The sequence below is a fragment of the Methylonatrum kenyense genome (assembly GCF_023195885.1).
Taxonomy (GTDB): domain Bacteria; phylum Pseudomonadota; class Gammaproteobacteria; order Nitrococcales; family Aquisalimonadaceae; genus Methylonatrum; species Methylonatrum kenyense.
In genome coordinates, this window is the sequence record NZ_JALPKO010000001.1 from 99,157 (window position 1) to 113,630 (window position 14,474).

General features: G+C 64.9%; 14 protein-coding genes. 8 read left to right on the top strand and 6 right to left on the bottom strand.

Annotation, left to right across the window (positions count from 1 at the left end; translation table 11 throughout):
- Nucleotides 1-178: 178 nt before the first annotated feature.
- A complete protein-coding gene (gene moaA, locus M0534_RS00495; protein ID WP_248566449.1) occupies nucleotides 179-1,189 on the top strand; it encodes a GTP 3',8-cyclase MoaA in 1,011 nt (336 codons plus the stop codon).
- Nucleotides 1,190-1,286: 97 nt separating this feature from the next.
- On the opposite strand, the gene M0534_RS00500 is transcribed toward moaA, so the two are convergent.
- Nucleotides 1,287-1,502: a DUF6494 family protein gene (locus M0534_RS00500; RefSeq protein WP_248566450.1), complete on the bottom strand. Its 216-nt coding sequence runs from the start codon at nucleotides 1,500-1,502 to the stop codon at nucleotides 1,287-1,289.
- Between the two features lie 37 nt (nucleotides 1,503-1,539).
- Here M0534_RS00500 and moeA point away from each other — a divergent pair, with 37 nt between their 5' ends.
- Together moeA and M0534_RS00510 are read left to right on the top strand one after the other, a co-directional pair.
- A complete protein-coding gene (gene moeA, locus M0534_RS00505; RefSeq protein ID WP_248566451.1) occupies nucleotides 1,540-2,817 on the top strand; it encodes a molybdopterin molybdotransferase MoeA in 1,278 nt (425 codons plus the stop codon).
- Nucleotides 2,818-3,049: 232 nt separating this feature from the next.
- A complete protein-coding gene (locus tag M0534_RS00510; protein ID WP_248566452.1) occupies nucleotides 3,050-3,757 on the top strand; it encodes a DUF3012 domain-containing protein in 708 nt (235 codons plus the stop codon).
- 17 nt (nucleotides 3,758-3,774) lie between these two features.
- Here the strand turns inward: M0534_RS00510 and moeB are convergent, their stop codons facing one another.
- Both moeB and M0534_RS00520 read right to left on the bottom strand, forming a co-directional pair.
- Complete coding sequence (gene moeB / locus M0534_RS00515) at nucleotides 3,775-5,220, bottom strand: molybdopterin-synthase adenylyltransferase MoeB (RefSeq protein WP_248566453.1); 1,446 nt, start codon at nucleotides 5,218-5,220, stop codon at nucleotides 3,775-3,777.
- Entirely contained in the window at nucleotides 5,217-5,621 is a 405-nt protein-coding gene (locus M0534_RS00520; RefSeq protein ID WP_248566454.1) for a M67 family metallopeptidase, read from the bottom strand. Before M0534_RS00520 ends, moeB begins: the two co-directional genes overlap by 4 nt.
- A 212-nt stretch (nucleotides 5,622-5,833) precedes the next feature.
- On the opposite strand from M0534_RS00520, the gene M0534_RS00525 reads away from it, so the two are divergent.
- The 3 genes from M0534_RS00525 to M0534_RS13680 are packed head-to-tail and all read left to right on the top strand — an operon-like array spanning nucleotide 5,834 to nucleotide 7,855.
- Nucleotides 5,834-6,964 (top strand): WD40/YVTN/BNR-like repeat-containing protein, encoded by a 1,131-nt coding sequence (locus tag M0534_RS00525; RefSeq protein ID WP_248566455.1) that lies wholly within the window; start codon nucleotides 5,834-5,836, stop codon nucleotides 6,962-6,964.
- Nucleotides 6,951-7,724 (top strand): selenium cofactor biosynthesis protein YqeC, encoded by a 774-nt coding sequence (gene yqeC / locus M0534_RS00530; protein ID WP_248566456.1) that lies wholly within the window; start codon nucleotides 6,951-6,953, stop codon nucleotides 7,722-7,724. Before M0534_RS00525 ends, yqeC begins: the two co-directional genes overlap by 14 nt.
- The gene (locus M0534_RS13680) at nucleotides 7,721-7,855 is read left to right on the top strand and encodes a hypothetical protein (RefSeq protein ID WP_282571217.1); all 135 of its coding nucleotides are present in this window, start codon (nucleotides 7,721-7,723) and stop codon (nucleotides 7,853-7,855) included. Before yqeC ends, M0534_RS13680 begins: the two co-directional genes overlap by 4 nt.
- Before the next feature lie 93 nt (nucleotides 7,856-7,948).
- Here M0534_RS13680 and M0534_RS00535 read toward each other — a convergent pair whose 3' ends face one another.
- Nucleotides 7,949-10,333 (bottom strand): tetratricopeptide repeat protein, encoded by a 2,385-nt coding sequence (locus tag M0534_RS00535; protein WP_248566457.1) that lies wholly within the window; start codon nucleotides 10,331-10,333, stop codon nucleotides 7,949-7,951.
- Nucleotides 10,330-10,962 carry a molybdenum cofactor guanylyltransferase MobA gene (gene mobA / locus M0534_RS00540; RefSeq protein WP_248566458.1) on the bottom strand — a complete coding sequence of 211 codons (633 nt, stop codon included), beginning with the start codon at nucleotides 10,960-10,962 and terminating at the stop codon, nucleotides 10,330-10,332. The genes M0534_RS00535 and mobA overlap by 4 nt, the downstream gene beginning before the upstream one ends.
- A 162-nt stretch (nucleotides 10,963-11,124) precedes the next feature.
- Here mobA and M0534_RS00545 point away from each other — a divergent pair, with 162 nt between their 5' ends.
- Nucleotides 11,125-12,516 carry a sigma-54 interaction domain-containing protein gene (locus M0534_RS00545; protein WP_248566459.1) on the top strand — a complete coding sequence of 464 codons (1,392 nt, stop codon included), beginning with the start codon at nucleotides 11,125-11,127 and terminating at the stop codon, nucleotides 12,514-12,516.
- Here M0534_RS00545 and apbC read toward each other — a convergent pair.
- Complete coding sequence (gene apbC / locus M0534_RS00550) at nucleotides 12,513-13,610, bottom strand: iron-sulfur cluster carrier protein ApbC (protein ID WP_248566460.1); 1,098 nt, start codon at nucleotides 13,608-13,610, stop codon at nucleotides 12,513-12,515. The genes M0534_RS00545 and apbC overlap by 4 nt on opposite strands.
- A 145-nt stretch (nucleotides 13,611-13,755) precedes the next feature.
- Between apbC and M0534_RS00555 the strand changes: the two genes are divergently transcribed.
- On the top strand, nucleotides 13,756-14,418 hold the full coding sequence (locus M0534_RS00555; RefSeq protein WP_248566461.1) for an ankyrin repeat domain-containing protein: 663 nt from the start codon (nucleotides 13,756-13,758) through the stop codon (nucleotides 14,416-14,418).
- Nucleotides 14,419-14,474: the final 56 nt, after the last annotated feature.

Consider the following 14,474-nt stretch of genomic DNA (forward strand, 5'->3'; position numbering starts at 1 on the left):
ACGTGCCCTGGCGGCACGCTATTTGTAACCTCCAGGGAAATACTGATTTATTCTCGCGCCTTGCCAGATGACCAAAACCGGTCTCGGGCGCAGACCCGGGAATAGATCAGTGTTTCCCTAGCGCAGTTCATGCGACACTTGAGTTAGACGGCTCGACAACACCCAAGGTGACAGACTCATGACTGCTGCGAGTGCACTTCCACAAACCCTGGTTGACCGCTTCGGCCGGCGGGTTAGTTACGTGCGCCTGTCGGTTACCGACCGCTGCGATTTTCGCTGCGTTTATTGCATGAGTGAGGACATGACCTTCCTGCCGCGCTCAGAGATCCTGTCATTGGAAGAACTGGCCGCGGTTGGTCAGGCGTTTGCGGAACTGGGCGTCGACAAGATCCGGATCACCGGCGGCGAACCGCTGGTACGGCATAACGTCATCGAACTGTTCGAGACCCTCGGCGCTCTGGACGGCCTGAAGGAACTGACGCTTACGACCAACGGATCGCAGCTCGATCGCATGGCGGTCCCGCTCCGCCGGGCTGGTGTGCGGCGTATCAACATCAGCCTGGACAGCCTTGATCCGGAGCGCTTCCGCAACATTACCCGGGTCGGCAATCTGAACAAGGTACTGGCCGGTATCGACGCCGCCTGCGAAGCCGGTTTCGAACGGATCAAGATCAATACCGTGGCAATGAAGAATCGCAATGACGACGAGATCCTGCCGCTAGTGGATTTCGTCGTCGCCCGCGGCATGGACATCAGTTTTATCGAGGAAATGCCGCTTGGCGAAATCGACGACCACGACCGGGCCGAGGTCTACATGTCGTCCGACGAGGTCGCCGAGGTCATCCGGCAACGCCACGAGCTGGTGCCGACGACGGAGACCACGGGTGGGCCGTCACGCTACTTCCGGATTCCGGAAACGGGCACCCGCGTCGGCTTCATTTCGCCCCATAGCCACAACTTCTGTGAGAGTTGCAACCGGGTGCGGGTTACCACCGAGGGCCGGTTGCTGCTGTGCCTGGGCCAGGAACATTCGGTGGATCTGCGCGAGATTTTGCGCGAACAGCCGGGCGACATGCTGGCGCTGAAGCGCGCCATCGTGGATTCCATGGCCATCAAGCCGCGCGGCCACGACTTCAACCTGCAGGCAAAGCCGGTAATCTTCCGCCACATGAGCGTCACCGGCGGTTAGGGAAACACCGGACTGCAGTCGCGCGCCCGCGTTCGAGTCCGCGATTCGTTCGGGGCAAGGCACGCTACGCCAGCGTTTCCCAAAGGCGTTCGCCAGCTTACGAGGCGCCGAGGTCGAGTCCGCCGTCGACAGTGTGGCGCAGTGACAGTTCATCCACCTCCAGCGTCATCCGCAGCTTGAGTTGTTCACCGCCCTGGATGCGCCCGTCGGCCAGGGCCTGCTGCAACGCCTGCTCGATTTCCCGTTGCGATGTCACGCCGACCTGCTTCAGAAACTTGCGGATTTGCATGTTCAGTGCATCCTGATCAAGCATCCTGTCCTCCATTGACTGCTTACGTTGACTATCCACCATGACTGACAGTAACCGCCCAGTCCAACACGCTCCATCCTGTGATGACGACTACCAGCCAGACACGCTGTCGGTGGACGCCGCCTGGGACCGCATTCTCCAGGACATCACGCCAGTTCGCGGTGTGGAACGCCTGCCGACCCGCGCCGCGCTCGGCCGGATCCTGGCCGAGGATATCCATTCCACGGTCAACGTGCCCAACAGCGACAACTCGGCAATGGACGGCTATGCGCTGCGCAGCGGCGACCTGCCGACCGAAGGCGATACCCGCCTGCGGGTGGTCGGGACCGTACTGGCAGGCCACCCCTACGATCAGCCGCTGCTGCCAGGCGAATGTCTGCGCATCATGACCGGCGCGCCGATGCCGGCCGGCGCCGATACCGTGATTCCGCAGGAGAAGGTCGAGCGCCAGGATGACCTGATTCGCATCGACAGTGCGCACCGCGCCGGCCAGGACGTGCGCGCCGCCGGCGAAGATCTGGCCATCGGCGACCGGGTACTCGCCGCGGGTAGCCGCGTCGGCGTAGCAGAACTCGGCATGCTGGGCTCACTCGGCCTGGTGGAAGTCAGTTGCCGACGGCGAATCCGGGTGGCGTATTTCTCCACCGGGGACGAGCTGCGTTCAGCCGGATCCGCCCTCCGCCCCGGCGATGTGTACGACAGTAACCGCTACACCCTGCATGCGGTACTCACGGAACTGGGCGTCGAGGCCACCGATATGGGCGTGGTTCCGGATGAGCCTGCCGCCATGGAGCAGGCCTTCGCCGACGCAGCCGGCTTCGCCGATGCAATCCTGACTTCCGGCGGCGTCTCGGTGGGCGAGGCCGACTTCGTCAAGGACATCATGCGCCGACTCGGCGAGGTCGGCTTCTGGAAAATCGCCATGCGCCCGGGGCGGCCACTGGCCTTCGGCAAGATCGGGCGGGCCCGCTTTTTCGGCATGCCCGGTAATCCGGTCTCGGTGGTCGCCACCTGGTGCCAGTTCGTCAAGCCGGCACTCAGGCATTTAATGGGTCAAACGATCCGCAGGCCACTCAGCTTCCGCGTGCGTGCCGCCCACGACCTGCGCAAGCGCCGCGGCCGTACCGAATTCCAGCGCGGTATTCTGGAACGCAGCGCCGACGGTGAACTGCTGGTTCGCACCACAGGTGGCCAGGGCTCCGGAATCCTCAGTTCGGTCAGCCTGGCAAACTGCTTCATCGTGCTGCCGCATGACGCCGATTCTGCTGCCGCAGGCGAGTTTGTCGAGGTGCAGCCGTTCCACGGCGTCATGGGCTGACCGCAGACCGGCTGCCAACAAGCCAAGAATAGGCGCTCGAAACGCATACTTGGATAATCACTGGCTATACTGTCGCGAGACGGTGACAGGTGGTAGGCGTGCTGCCTTGGAGCACTGCAGGCCACGATGAATGACGGCCCAACGCCTTCCGCCTTGTCGGAATCCGCTGGACCGCCCTTTTCGCAGACGGCCGGCGCCACCTGGGCGCTGGTCCGGATTGGGGGGTCAGGTCATGGATACGTTTTTTTCGCGAGCATGCATCCTACTGCTCGGCCTCTTGCTGATGGCCTGTGGCAGCGATCAACCCGATGCCGCAGAGCCGGAAACGGCAGCTGAAGCCAGCGTAACCGTTGATGCTGGAACGGTCACGGATCAGTTGCTGCTGTTCATGGATCAGCAGATCAACACCTTCGAAAAGATCATCGATGCGGTAGACGGTGTCGACAGTCAGGCCGCGGCCAATGACGTCGCGGCACGATTCCGCGACGAATTCACTCCCGAATTCATTGATATCTACGAGACCTTCTTCGACTGGCTGGAGACCCATCTGCTGGGCATGGACGAGGCGCAACAGATCGAACTCGAGGCCTCATTCGAGCAGGCGGCCCTGGACGGCCGTCTCGGACCGGTGATCGAGACGGAAAGCCGGTTCGAAAGGACGCTCATGCGCGGGGAACAGCAGATGGCAATGCTTTCCGCGCGTGATCCGCAACTGATGGTGCCGATCGAGCAGGCCATGATGGAACTGGGGCAACAACTCGAGCCCCTGATGCTCGACGAACGCATGCTCGCGCTGGAGCGCATGATGGACGGCGGTCCGCCGAGCGGTGCGCCACCAGTCGGATCGCCGGCCTGGTGCCAGCAGATGGCGAACACCCCGCAGGCACAGTGGACCCCGAACGACGGCTTCGCCTTCGCCAGCCATTGCATCGGGGGCTGAAAAGGCGCGGGCGGTCGCTAGCCGCGACAGAACTGCTGATAGTCCACGTAACCGGGGAAGCTCCTGCCATCGCCGCAGTAGGCGCATTCCGGATCACGCTCCATCCGCATTTCCTGGAAACGTCCCGCCAGGGCATCGTAGAACAGCAGGCGGCCGACCAATGGCTCACCCACATCCAGCAGCAGCTTGACCGTCTCGACCGCCTGCAGCAGCCCGATCACTCCGGGTAATACGCCAAGCACACCGGCTTCGGAGCAACTGGGTGCCAGCTCCGGCGGCGGCGGCTCGGGGAACAGGCAACGGTAGCAGGGCCCGGGCGCGGGCTCGCGGCCCGGCCAGAACACGCTCACCTGACCTTCGAAGCGGAACACAGCGCCGTGCACGTTTGGCAGACGATGCTTGATGCAGGCGTCGTTGATGAGATACCGCGTGGCAAAATTGTCCGTCCCGTCGATTACCAGATCGTAGTCCGGGAAAATGCCGTCGACCGTGTCGCTATCCAGGTATTCCCGATGCAGTTCAACGCGGACATCCGGGTTCAGCGCATGGATAGCCTGGCGTGCCGATTCCGCCTTCGGCATCCCGACGCGGTCGTCGGCGTGGATGATCTGCCGCTGCAGATTGCTGCGATCAACCACATCGTGGTCGACAATACCGAGCGTGCCGACCCCGGCCGCGGCCAGATACAGGGCGGCCGGCGAGCCCAGGCCGCCGGCACCGATCAGGAGCACCCGGCTATCGGCAAGTTTCAGTTGCCCGACCTCGCCCACCTCGGGCATCAGCAAATGCCGCGAGTAGCGATCGCGTGCCGTGGCATCCAGCATGCGAGGGACTTCGAACGGTAGACCGTCGTTCTTCCAGCGGTTAAAGCCGCCGCTCACCGAGCTGACTTCCGCATAACCCAGCCGCAGTAAATCCTCCGCGGCGAACAGGGATCGCGTACCGCCGCCACAGAGCACCATCAGGGGGGTGTTCAAATCCGGCACCCGGTCCTCGATCCGCAACTCCAGGAAACTGCGGCCCAGTCGTACAGCATCGTCCGGACTGCCGGCAGCCACTTCATCCTGGTCCCGCACATCGAGCAGCACTGCGCCCTGCTGCTGCCGGCGGCAGGCCTCTTCCGGCTCGATTTCCGGGATCGACGCGCGCAACGCCGACAGCCGCTGTTCCCGTGCCGAACCGGCACCGCCGCCGGCCACCGCCGGAATGATTGACACCACCTGCCCCGGTACCAGGCGCCGCCGCAGGGCATCCGGACCCTGCAGACGCTCATTATCGACAAACAGGTTGACGAAGGGTCGCAGTTCACCCTCCGGCGTCAGAATCCGCTGTACCAGGCCCAGATGATGCTCGGCGAGGCGCTCAAGCAACTGCTCCACGCTGTCGGCGTCCACCGCCAGCTGGTCACGGCCATCGACAAAACCGCGCAACGGGGTCGGAATGCGGACAATCACGCTACTCACGTCTGCAGGGTCTCCTCCTGAAATCCATCCGCCGCGGACCACCAGGCCCGAAGTTGCGGGGTCTCGGCGGCAGGCCAACCAACGATCAGGTAATGCCAGTCCGGCCAGGCCTGCGCCAGGTCCGTCGCCGATGGCACCGCGTCCGCGGCAGGATGGCTATGCCAGACGCCGATGACCTGCTGCTTGCGGCCCGAGGCCTCTGCCTGAATGCGCAGATAACGCTCCGGATCGATCAGATAATGCCGCCTCGGCTCCGCTGCCTCGTTCGCCACGTGCAGCACCTCGTCGACCCGATGGACCTCGACACCAAGCAGAAAACCGCACGCCTCCTCCGGAAACCGCTCCCGCGCTTCATCAAGCATGGATTGGCGCAGCGAGGCGCTGACACAAACCGTTAACATGGTCGCAGTCTACCAGTTGTAGCCGGTGGCCTTCCCCTGCGCTTTTCTGTTCAAATGAGCGACTTTTGATTTAAGGAAACAAGGTGCGGTGCCGGTTCGGTAGCCATGGCTACCGGGCCGGTGGCGCAACGCCGCCAGGGGCCAAAACCGGCCGAGGTCTTGGGCAAGCGTGCGAATAACTCAGTGTTTCCTTAACGGGGAGGCAGTACAGCATGGCGCAGTCGGCCAGACGCAGGGATGCAATGGGAGCTGTCCTGCTGGTGGGTACGCAGAAGGGTCTGTTCCGGCTGGAATCCGATCCGGCACGCGGACACTGGGAGCTACAGGGGCCGCTGATTGCCGGCTACGAGATCCTGCATGCATGGCTCGACCCGCGGCAACCAAAGCGCGGCTTCGCGGCGACATCGCATACGATCTGGGGCGTGCACATCTACCGGACCGACGATGCCGGCCGCAGCTGGCAATCGCTGACCGCGACGCCATGCCACACCGGGGTCCGCAGTGACGAGAGCTTGCAGAGAATCTGGTACCTGGCACCGGCGACGGCTGATCGACCGGATACCCTGTTTGCCGGCATCGACCCGGCTGGCGTGTTCCGCAGCGATGACGCCGGTCGCAGTTGGCAGTCGCTTTCGGGGCTGAACGAACACCCAAGCCGCGATACCTGGGAACCCGCACGGGGCGGCTTCTCCGCCCACTCCATTGTCCAGCCGGAGCGATGTCCGCAGCGGCTCTATGCAGCGATTTCGGCCGGTGGTGCCTATCGCAGCGATGATGGCGGACGACACTGGCACCCGATCAACAGCGGCGTGCGGGCATCGAACCTGCCGCAGGAGCAGGTCGCAAGCGGCCATAACATCCACCGCCTGCTGGTCCACCCCGCCAACCCGGACCGCCTTTACCGGCAATGCTACAGTGGCGTCTACCGCAGCGATGACGGTGGCGAGCACTGGACCGAGATCAGCAGTGGCCTGCCCAGTGATTTCGGCTACGCCATCACCTCGCCCGCCGGCGAACCGGACACGGTGTACGTGCTGCCGATCGACAGCAATCACCTGCGCACCACGCCCGACGGGCGTCTGCGGGTCTATCGTTCCCGCGATGCCGGTGCCAGCTGGCAGGCCCTGACCCACGGCCTGCCGCAGCGGCACGTCTACACCACGGTGCTGCGCGAGGCGATGACCGTGGACGACCATGTCCAGACCGGCGTTTATTTCGGCACCGCCAGCGGCCACCTGTTTGCCAGCCCCGATGCCGGCGACAGCTGGCGGTGCTTGGCCGCATTCCTGCCGCGAATCCTCTGTGTCAGCGCACACCGGGCGGATCACGATGACCACAGTTGAGAACAGGATACTATTGCGGGCGCTGGGTGCGGAGCAGGGCATCGTCAGCGTGGTGGGTGCCGGCGGCAAGAAGACCACCCTGTATCACCTGCTGGAGATCCATCCCGGCCGGGCTGCGGTCTCCGCCAGCACCTTCACCTACCTGTTTCCGAAGAGCCTGGCTGCAGAAACGCATGTGGCGGACGTCGCGCATTTGCGCAGTGATATCCCGGCCAGCACGGCCCGCAAGCTCGCCTTCGCCTGTCCTTCGTCCAAGCGTGGCCGTCTGGCCGGCCTGGAAGGACCGGATCTGCTGGCGATCCACCGCCGGGCGAAACTCGACCTCACCCTGCTCAAGTCGGATGGCGCTCGGGCGCGCTGGATCAAGGCGCCTGCCACCCACGAACCCCTGATTCCGGACTGCGCCGATGCGGTCATCCTGGTGCAGTCGGTGGCCGCCATCGGCAAGCCCCTGGACGAGCGCATCGCGCACCGGCCGGAACGTGTCAGCGCGGTTACCGGGCTGGCGCCGGGGGAGACCGTTAGACCGCGGGACCTGGCAGTGCTTTTCAGCCATCCCCAGGGCCTGATGAAAGGCGTTGGTGATCGTCCGGTGGTCCCGCTGCTGCACATGGTCGACGACCCGGAGCGCGAATACTGGGCGCGCGAAGTTGGCCGCGAGACCCTGGCCAGGGAACCCCGTTTCCCGCACGTGGTCCTGACCAGTGCGCGCCACGACCCGTACCTGGTAGCCGTCGTCGAGAGGAGTTCAAACCGATGATGGAGCGTATTCGGGAAACCGTTCGCGATCTGTTCACGCCCGGCGGATGGCGCCGGCACCCGCTGGCCTGCCTGCTGATCGCCGCCGTGATCGTGTTCATCATGCTGGGCCTGACGGCCCGGCCGCTTTGAACCGCGACGCGGGCGCACAATTCGATCAGCGACTTTAAGGAAACACTGATCTATTCCCGCGACTGCGCCCGAGACCGGTCAATCAGTGTTTCCTCAGTGCAGCGTGTCCGGATCCTGGTCCAGTGCATCAAGATGGCGCCGCAACTTTTGCAGACGCGGCGATAACAGGCTGATCCGGCCTTCGGCCTGCTTCAGGGTCCGCGCCAGCAGCTCTCTTGCCTCGTCGCGCCGCCTGGAATCGCGCAGCACCGCAGCATAGCGAACCACCGTGTTGATGTGCTGCATGCTGTCCCAGCCCATGACCTCGGCCGTCTCGCGGCTGGCCGCCTGCAACAGCGATTCGGTTTCCGAGCCGGGCTTGCTCTCGGCCAGCAGGATCGCCAGTTCGGAGCGTGTCATGACGGTGTGGGGATGACGCTCCCCCAGCAGCCCCGCCCAGGTATCGAGATTGCGACGGTAAAGCCCCTCGGCTTCCGCGTAGCGCCCCTGTTCTCGAAGCAGATCGGCCAGATTGTTGATGCTGGTCGCGGTGGCCGTGTGGTCCGGCCCCACCACCTGTTCCCAGACATCGATGGCCTGCCGATACAGTGGCTCGGCGTCGTCGAATCGCCCCATCGCATCCAGCACACCAGCCAGGTTATGCAGACTGGAGGCCGTGTCGACATGCTCGTCACCGAGCGCCCGCTGGCGGATATCAAGGGCGCGCCGGAACAGCATCTCGGCGGCCTGAAACTGCTCGCGGGCATCGAGCACCGCACCCAGGTTGTGCGCACTGGCCGCGGTCGCCGGATGATCCGGTCCGAAGGCCGTCTCGGCGATGCCCAGGGCGCGCTGATACAGCGCCTCGGCCTGCTCCAGATCCTGGCCGGCGTAGAGCAGGCCGGCGAGGCTGTCGAGACAAGCGGCCGTTTGCGGGTGACCACCACCGTAGTCGCGCTCGGACAGTTGCAAGGCACGCTGGTATAGCGGCCGCGCCTGATCCAGCCGGTTGTCGGCGCGCAGCACCGCCGCCAGGTTGACCAGGTGCGGAATCAGCTCCTGGTGCTGCTTGCCAAGGGTCGCTTCCCGACCGGCCAGCGCCGCCTGGTAATGGGTGATCGCCTGCTCCATTTCACCCTGTTGCTCCAGCACCATGGCAAGGCGGTGACGGCATCGGCGGGCTTCAGGGGAGTCGGCACCGCCGCGCTGCCCGGCTGACTCAAACGCGGCGGCCAGCGCCGCCCGTGCGACATCCAGATCCCCGGACTGCAGTCGGCAGGCCCCTTCAAGTGCATCCAGGCTGGCCCGTGCCGCATCCTCGTTCACGCCCGGCAACTGCCGCGCCTGATCAAGCAGCGGCAGCAGCTGTTCGGCTTCGGCCAGTTGCCAGAGGGCATCGAGCAACTCGCACACCAGCGCAGCGCGATCCGCTGCCGACTGCGACCAGGAGGCAATCACCTGCCGGTAGAACTTCAGCAGCTCGTCACCACCGCCCCAGCGCCACCAGATCTCGAGCAGAAAATCGCGCCATTCCGGCTGCAACAGGCGACGCAACACCTCGTGGCCGGAGAGCTGCTGGGCCAGTGCCGGCCAGTCGCCGGCCTGCTGCAACAACCACAGGCCATCGACCAGCGCCTCGTCTCCGCCGGACTCCAGATACAGGCCGGCAAGTTGCTGTTGCGCCCGCTGCAGGTCCGATCCCGCGGCGAGATACTGCTTGCGCACCATGTCCCGGAATTCCGGGCCGGCAAGCGACAGCTCCTGGCCCGACTCGAAACAGCACTGTGTCACCGGGTCCAGCTCAGGTTCCGCGATCCCGTCGCGCAGCATTTCCAGCAGCGGTCGCGGCAGCGCCCGACGTGCCACGGCAAGCGCCCGCAGCGCTACGGGATCACAAGCAGCCGACAAGTCCGCGGGCGCCTCCCCCGGCTCCGGCCCGGTAATGGTCCAGCCTCGGTGACGCAGCAGCTCGATCACCGCCGGATCGAGGCAGCTTGCGACCACGCGCAGATTGTCCGGCACCCAGGATGGCAGCCAGTCGAGACTATCCTCGACCGCCGCACCATGCAGCGCATCGAGTCGATCCAGGACCAGGATCGCGCGGCCCCGGGCCGCGAGTCGGGCCAGCCAGTTGGGCAGCAGCTCCCGCCGCGCGGCGGGGTCCACCGGGATGGTCTCGCGCAGCTCGCAGTGCTGACGAATGAAGCCCAGCAGGCGATACAGCAGATGCTCGCAGTCCCGGCTTTCGCCGGTGCACCCAACGTGATGCAGAAAGACGGGCGTGGTCGCATGGGAAGCGACATAACGCTCCAACCAGCGGGCGATTCGCCGGGACGCACCTTGCCCGCCAGCAAGCACCAGAGGTGCGGCCCGCTGACTGGCATGTCGGTTGAGCTCGCGATCCGTTCCCTGGTCGGCACCTTGACGCAACCAGCGTGCAAACGCGGCGTGATCCGCTGCCGCCTGCTCCAGCATCCGTGAGGTCTCGCTAACCGTCATGCGCGATCCGCTCCCGATTCTTCGTTGTGCAAGCGATGTTCCAGTGCATCCCGCTCCTCCGGCGTGTTCACGTTGATAAAGGCCTCCGGACAGTCACTGAAATCCGCAATCGCCATCCTGTGCCGACCAAACCAGCGATCGATCTTGCGCTCTCCAGCCGCCAGGTAGGCCTCGAGGTCGCCGAGCAGCCGCACCGGCAACAAGGCAAACACCGGTTGCAGCCGTCCCGCACTCTCGACCACGGCCAGGTCCCCTGCGTCGGCCTGCAGGGCAAGCTGCAGACGCGCCACCAGATCCCGCGGGACAAGCGGCGAATCGCAGGGTGCCGTCACCACCCAGGGTGTGGTTGCGGCGGCCAGGCCGCTGGCCATGCCGGCCAGAGGTCCCGGAAACTCGGGCATGCGATCCGCCACCACCGGCGCACCGAAGCCGGCGTAGTCGGCCTCGTTGCGATTGGCGTTGATCAGCAGTTCCCGCACCTGCGGCCGAAGCCGCGCCAGGACATGGCCGACCATGGGCTGGCCAGCGATGGCAATCAGCCCCTTGTCCTGTCCGCCCATGCGGCTTGCCCGGCCACCGGCAAGCACCAGGCCGGTCACCGCAAAATCACTGTCCCGCTCTGAAACCACGATACTCCCCCAGGGAGGCGCCCCTTTTTGGTTCAACCAGTCCCTTGATTCGGAACCCGGACTGGTACATTTTGTCCCATATATGACTTTCGTCGAGGTACTGACCTCTTGTCAGACACCGCATACGGAGCGATTCCGCAGATGCCTGCCAGTCCCGGGACCATGCCACGAGCTGTGCACGGGAAACAGTCCGAACAGCCTGTAGCCCGCCCCGCCGGAATCCTGCTGCTGGCCCCGGAGGCGGGTTTGCGGGCGTTCCTGCAGCGGACACTGAAGCACTGCAACGTCACGCTCGGCACGGCTGTCACGGTGCGCGACGCCCGTCTGCGCCTGCAAAGCACAGTACCGGATCTGCTGGTGGTCGGTCTTGGCAACGACGATGCGGAGAACTGGCGCCTGCAGGAGCTGACAGCGGAACTGCCGGAGCTGCCAACGCTGCATATCCTGCCAGCCTCCGACAAGCTGCAACCGGATCACCAGGCAGCCGGTGCACAGAGGCTCCGCCTTCCGTTCCCGGCCCAGCAGCTCCAGAGGCTGGTCATGCAGCGACTTGGCGCAAGCCCCGTGACCGTCGCCACCGGAAACCTCGCCAGGGAACCGGATGACGGACTGGTTTGCGACAGTTCCAGCATGCAGGCCATTCGTTCCCTTGCAGAGCGGGTGGCACCGGGCAGCACAACCGTGCTCCTGGATGGTGAATCGGGCACCGGCAAGGAAGTCCTGGCCCGCTTTATTCACGCGCGCAGCGGCAGGCACGGGGCGTTCGCACCGATCAACTGCGGCGCATTGTCACCGGAATTGCTGGAAAGTGAACTGTTCGGCCATGTCAGAGGCGCGTTTACCGGCGCCCTGCAGGACCGGGAGGGCATGTTCAGCTATGCCGACGGCGGCACGCTGTTCCTGGACGAAATCGGTGAAATGCCCGCAGACATGCAGGCCAAGCTGTTGCGCGTGCTTGAGGAACAACGGATACGGCCGGTCGGGGCGGAGCGGGAAATCCAGGTCGACGTTCGCATCATTGCCGCCACCAATCGGTCACTGGGCAACGAAGTCGCCAGCGGCCGCTTTCGTGAAGACCTGTTCTACCGGATCAACGTGCTGCGCCTGCAATTGCCACCGTTGCGCGAACGTCCGACCGATCTGGCGGGACTGATCGGGCTGTTCAGCCATGACCTGTCCAGCCGCCTGGAGCTTCCGGTCCGCGTGCCGGACGACAGGGAAATCGCCCGGCTGCAGCGCTACCACTGGCCAGGCAATGTGCGGGAACTGAAAAACCTGGTCGAGCGCGCCATGGTGCTGGGGCAAAGGCTGACGGACTGCCTGGCCGATACGGCCGTCACGCTCCGCAACCGTGACCAAGGCGGGCAGACGGGCGGTGACCCCTCCTATCCAGAGGACCTGCCGCTGGCAGAGGTCCAGCGGCGTCACATCCTGCGCGTCCTCAGCGCCGTTGGCGGCAACAAGTCGGAGGCCGCTCGCCGCCTGCAGGTCAGCCGCAAGACGCTGGAACGCAAGCTGAAGGCGTGGAGGAGCCTTGGCCAGTCGACGGTCTAGGTATTCTCCACCACGATCTTCGGGAAGCGGCTGGGCGAATCCTGGCTCTGCAACGACAGCCGGGCGGCAATGTTGCGCGCGATCTCCCGGTAGCTGCTGGAGAGCGTGCCGTCCGGGTCGGCCACCACGGTCGGCTTGCCGCCGTCGGCCTGCTCGCGAATCCGGATATCCAGCGGCAACGAGCCAAGCAACTCGATGCCGTACTGTTCCGCCATGCGGCTACCGCCCCCCTCGCCAAAGATGTGCTCCTCATGCCCGCATTGGCTGCAGATATGGGTGCTCATGTTTTCCACCACGCCAAGCACCGGCACATTCACCTTCTCGAACATCTTCAACCCCTTGCGGGCATCGAGCAGAGCAATGTCCTGCGGCGTGGTGACGATCACTGCGCCACTGACCGGGACCTTCTGCGACAGCGTCAGCTGGATGTCGCCGGTGCCCGGCGGCATGTCGACGACCAGGTAATCCAGATCGTCCCAGTTGGTCTCACGCAGCAATTGCTCCAGCGCCTGGGTCGCCATCGGCCCGCGCCAGATCATCGGCGTTTCCTCGTCAATCAGGTAACCCGCAGACATGGACTGGACATCGTAATTGGTCATCGGCTGCAGCGACTTGCCGTCCGGCGACTCGGGCTTGCCGGAGATGCCCAGCATGCGCGGCTGGCTCGGACCATAGATATCGGCGTCCAGAATGCCTACCCGGGCGCCCTCGGCGGACAGGGCCAGCGCCAGGTTGACAGCGCAGGTGGACTTGCCGACACCGCCCTTGCCGGAGGCAACGGCGATAATGTTCTTCACACCCTCAACCGCATCGGTGCTGCGGTGAATGCCGTGGGTTCGCACCTCGCAATCCACCTGGACCTTCACCGCACTGACGCCATCGACGGTGCTGACCCGCTCATGAATCGCGGCGCCGAGTTTCTGCCGCGCACCGGGTGACATCGGAAACCCAAGCACCATGTCGATGGTAACCGCACCGGCATCATCCACCCCGATCTCCCGCACGGCGCGCGCGGCGACCAGATCACGGCCGAGGTGGGGCTCGATCCAGCCCTGAATTGCCTGCTCGATCTGGCCGCGTGTGACTGTGCTCATGCTGCTCTCCCCTTCCGGCGTGGCGTTGCCGCCAAGCCTGTCGGTCCATTGTCAAGGAAACGTGATCCACCGCTTGCCGAGCCGGCAACGGCCTGCTATCGCTACACCAGACGTATTCGGTCAACCAGCGCCTGGAAAACACACAATGATAACGTATCGCGCGACGGCTTTCGCCCCGCTGCTGCTGTTCCTGTGCAGCATCGGCCTGCCTGTTTCCGCTGCCGAACTGATCGATGCGATCAAGGACGGTGACGAAGCCAAGCTGAAGACGCTGCTTGCCGAAGGCAGCGACCCGGACACGGCGACCGTGGCCGGCGAATTCACCGGCAAGACGGCATTGATGTGGGCCGCGGAAAGCGGCGACGCGACCATGTGCCGCCACCTGATCGATGCCGGCGCCCATGTCGATGCCCGCAACGCGAAGGGCGGCACGGCGCTGATGTATGCCGCTGTGAACGGACACACCACGGTCATCCGGCTGCTGGTCGAATCGGGGGCCGACGCTACGCGGCAGGTGAGCAATGGCTGGTCACCGCTGATGCTTGCCGCCGCCAAGGGTGAAGTGCGGGCGGCCCGGCAACTGGTGCAGCTGGGTGCAGATCCGGATCAGGTCGACGTCTACGGCTGGACCCCCCTGATGCGCGCCACCCATAACGGCCATACCGGGATGGTTCGCGAATTGCTGGACCTGGGAGCAGACCCCTCGGTCAGCGACGGCCAGGGGGTGGATGCCCTCGCAATCGCCCGCAGTATCGACTCGCGTGAACTGGCAAACCTGCTCGAGGCGCACGACACCGGCCGGCTATGAGCTCCGCGCCGGTCAGCCCTGTTCCACACGATTCCGGCCCGCCTCCTTGGCACGGT

What these genes read in the sequence shown, in the direction of transcription:
- moaA (WP_248566449.1), top strand. Translation starts at nt 179, where the DNA reads ATGACTGCTGCGAGTGCACTTCCACAAACCCTGGTTGACCGCTTCGGC.
- M0534_RS00500 (WP_248566450.1), bottom strand. Translation starts at nt 1,502, where the DNA reads ATGCTTGATCAGGATGCACTGAACATGCAAATCCGCAAGTTTCTGAAG.
- moeA (WP_248566451.1), top strand. Translation starts at nt 1,540, where the DNA reads ATGACTGACAGTAACCGCCCAGTCCAACACGCTCCATCCTGTGATGAC.
- M0534_RS00510 (WP_248566452.1), top strand. Translation starts at nt 3,050, where the DNA reads ATGGATACGTTTTTTTCGCGAGCATGCATCCTACTGCTCGGCCTCTTG.
- M0534_RS00520 (WP_248566454.1), bottom strand. Translation starts at nt 5,621, where the DNA reads ATGTTAACGGTTTGTGTCAGCGCCTCGCTGCGCCAATCCATGCTTGAT.
- M0534_RS00525 (WP_248566455.1), top strand. Translation starts at nt 5,834, where the DNA reads ATGGCGCAGTCGGCCAGACGCAGGGATGCAATGGGAGCTGTCCTGCTG.
- yqeC (WP_248566456.1), top strand. Translation starts at nt 6,951, where the DNA reads ATGACCACAGTTGAGAACAGGATACTATTGCGGGCGCTGGGTGCGGAG.
- M0534_RS13680 (WP_282571217.1), top strand. Translation starts at nt 7,721, where the DNA reads ATGATGGAGCGTATTCGGGAAACCGTTCGCGATCTGTTCACGCCCGGC.
- M0534_RS00535 (WP_248566457.1), bottom strand. Translation starts at nt 10,333, where the DNA reads ATGACGGTTAGCGAGACCTCACGGATGCTGGAGCAGGCGGCAGCGGAT.
- M0534_RS00545 (WP_248566459.1), top strand. Translation starts at nt 11,125, where the DNA reads ATGCCACGAGCTGTGCACGGGAAACAGTCCGAACAGCCTGTAGCCCGC.
- apbC (WP_248566460.1), bottom strand. Translation starts at nt 13,610, where the DNA reads ATGAGCACAGTCACACGCGGCCAGATCGAGCAGGCAATTCAGGGCTGG.
- M0534_RS00555 (WP_248566461.1), top strand. Translation starts at nt 13,756, where the DNA reads ATGATAACGTATCGCGCGACGGCTTTCGCCCCGCTGCTGCTGTTCCTG.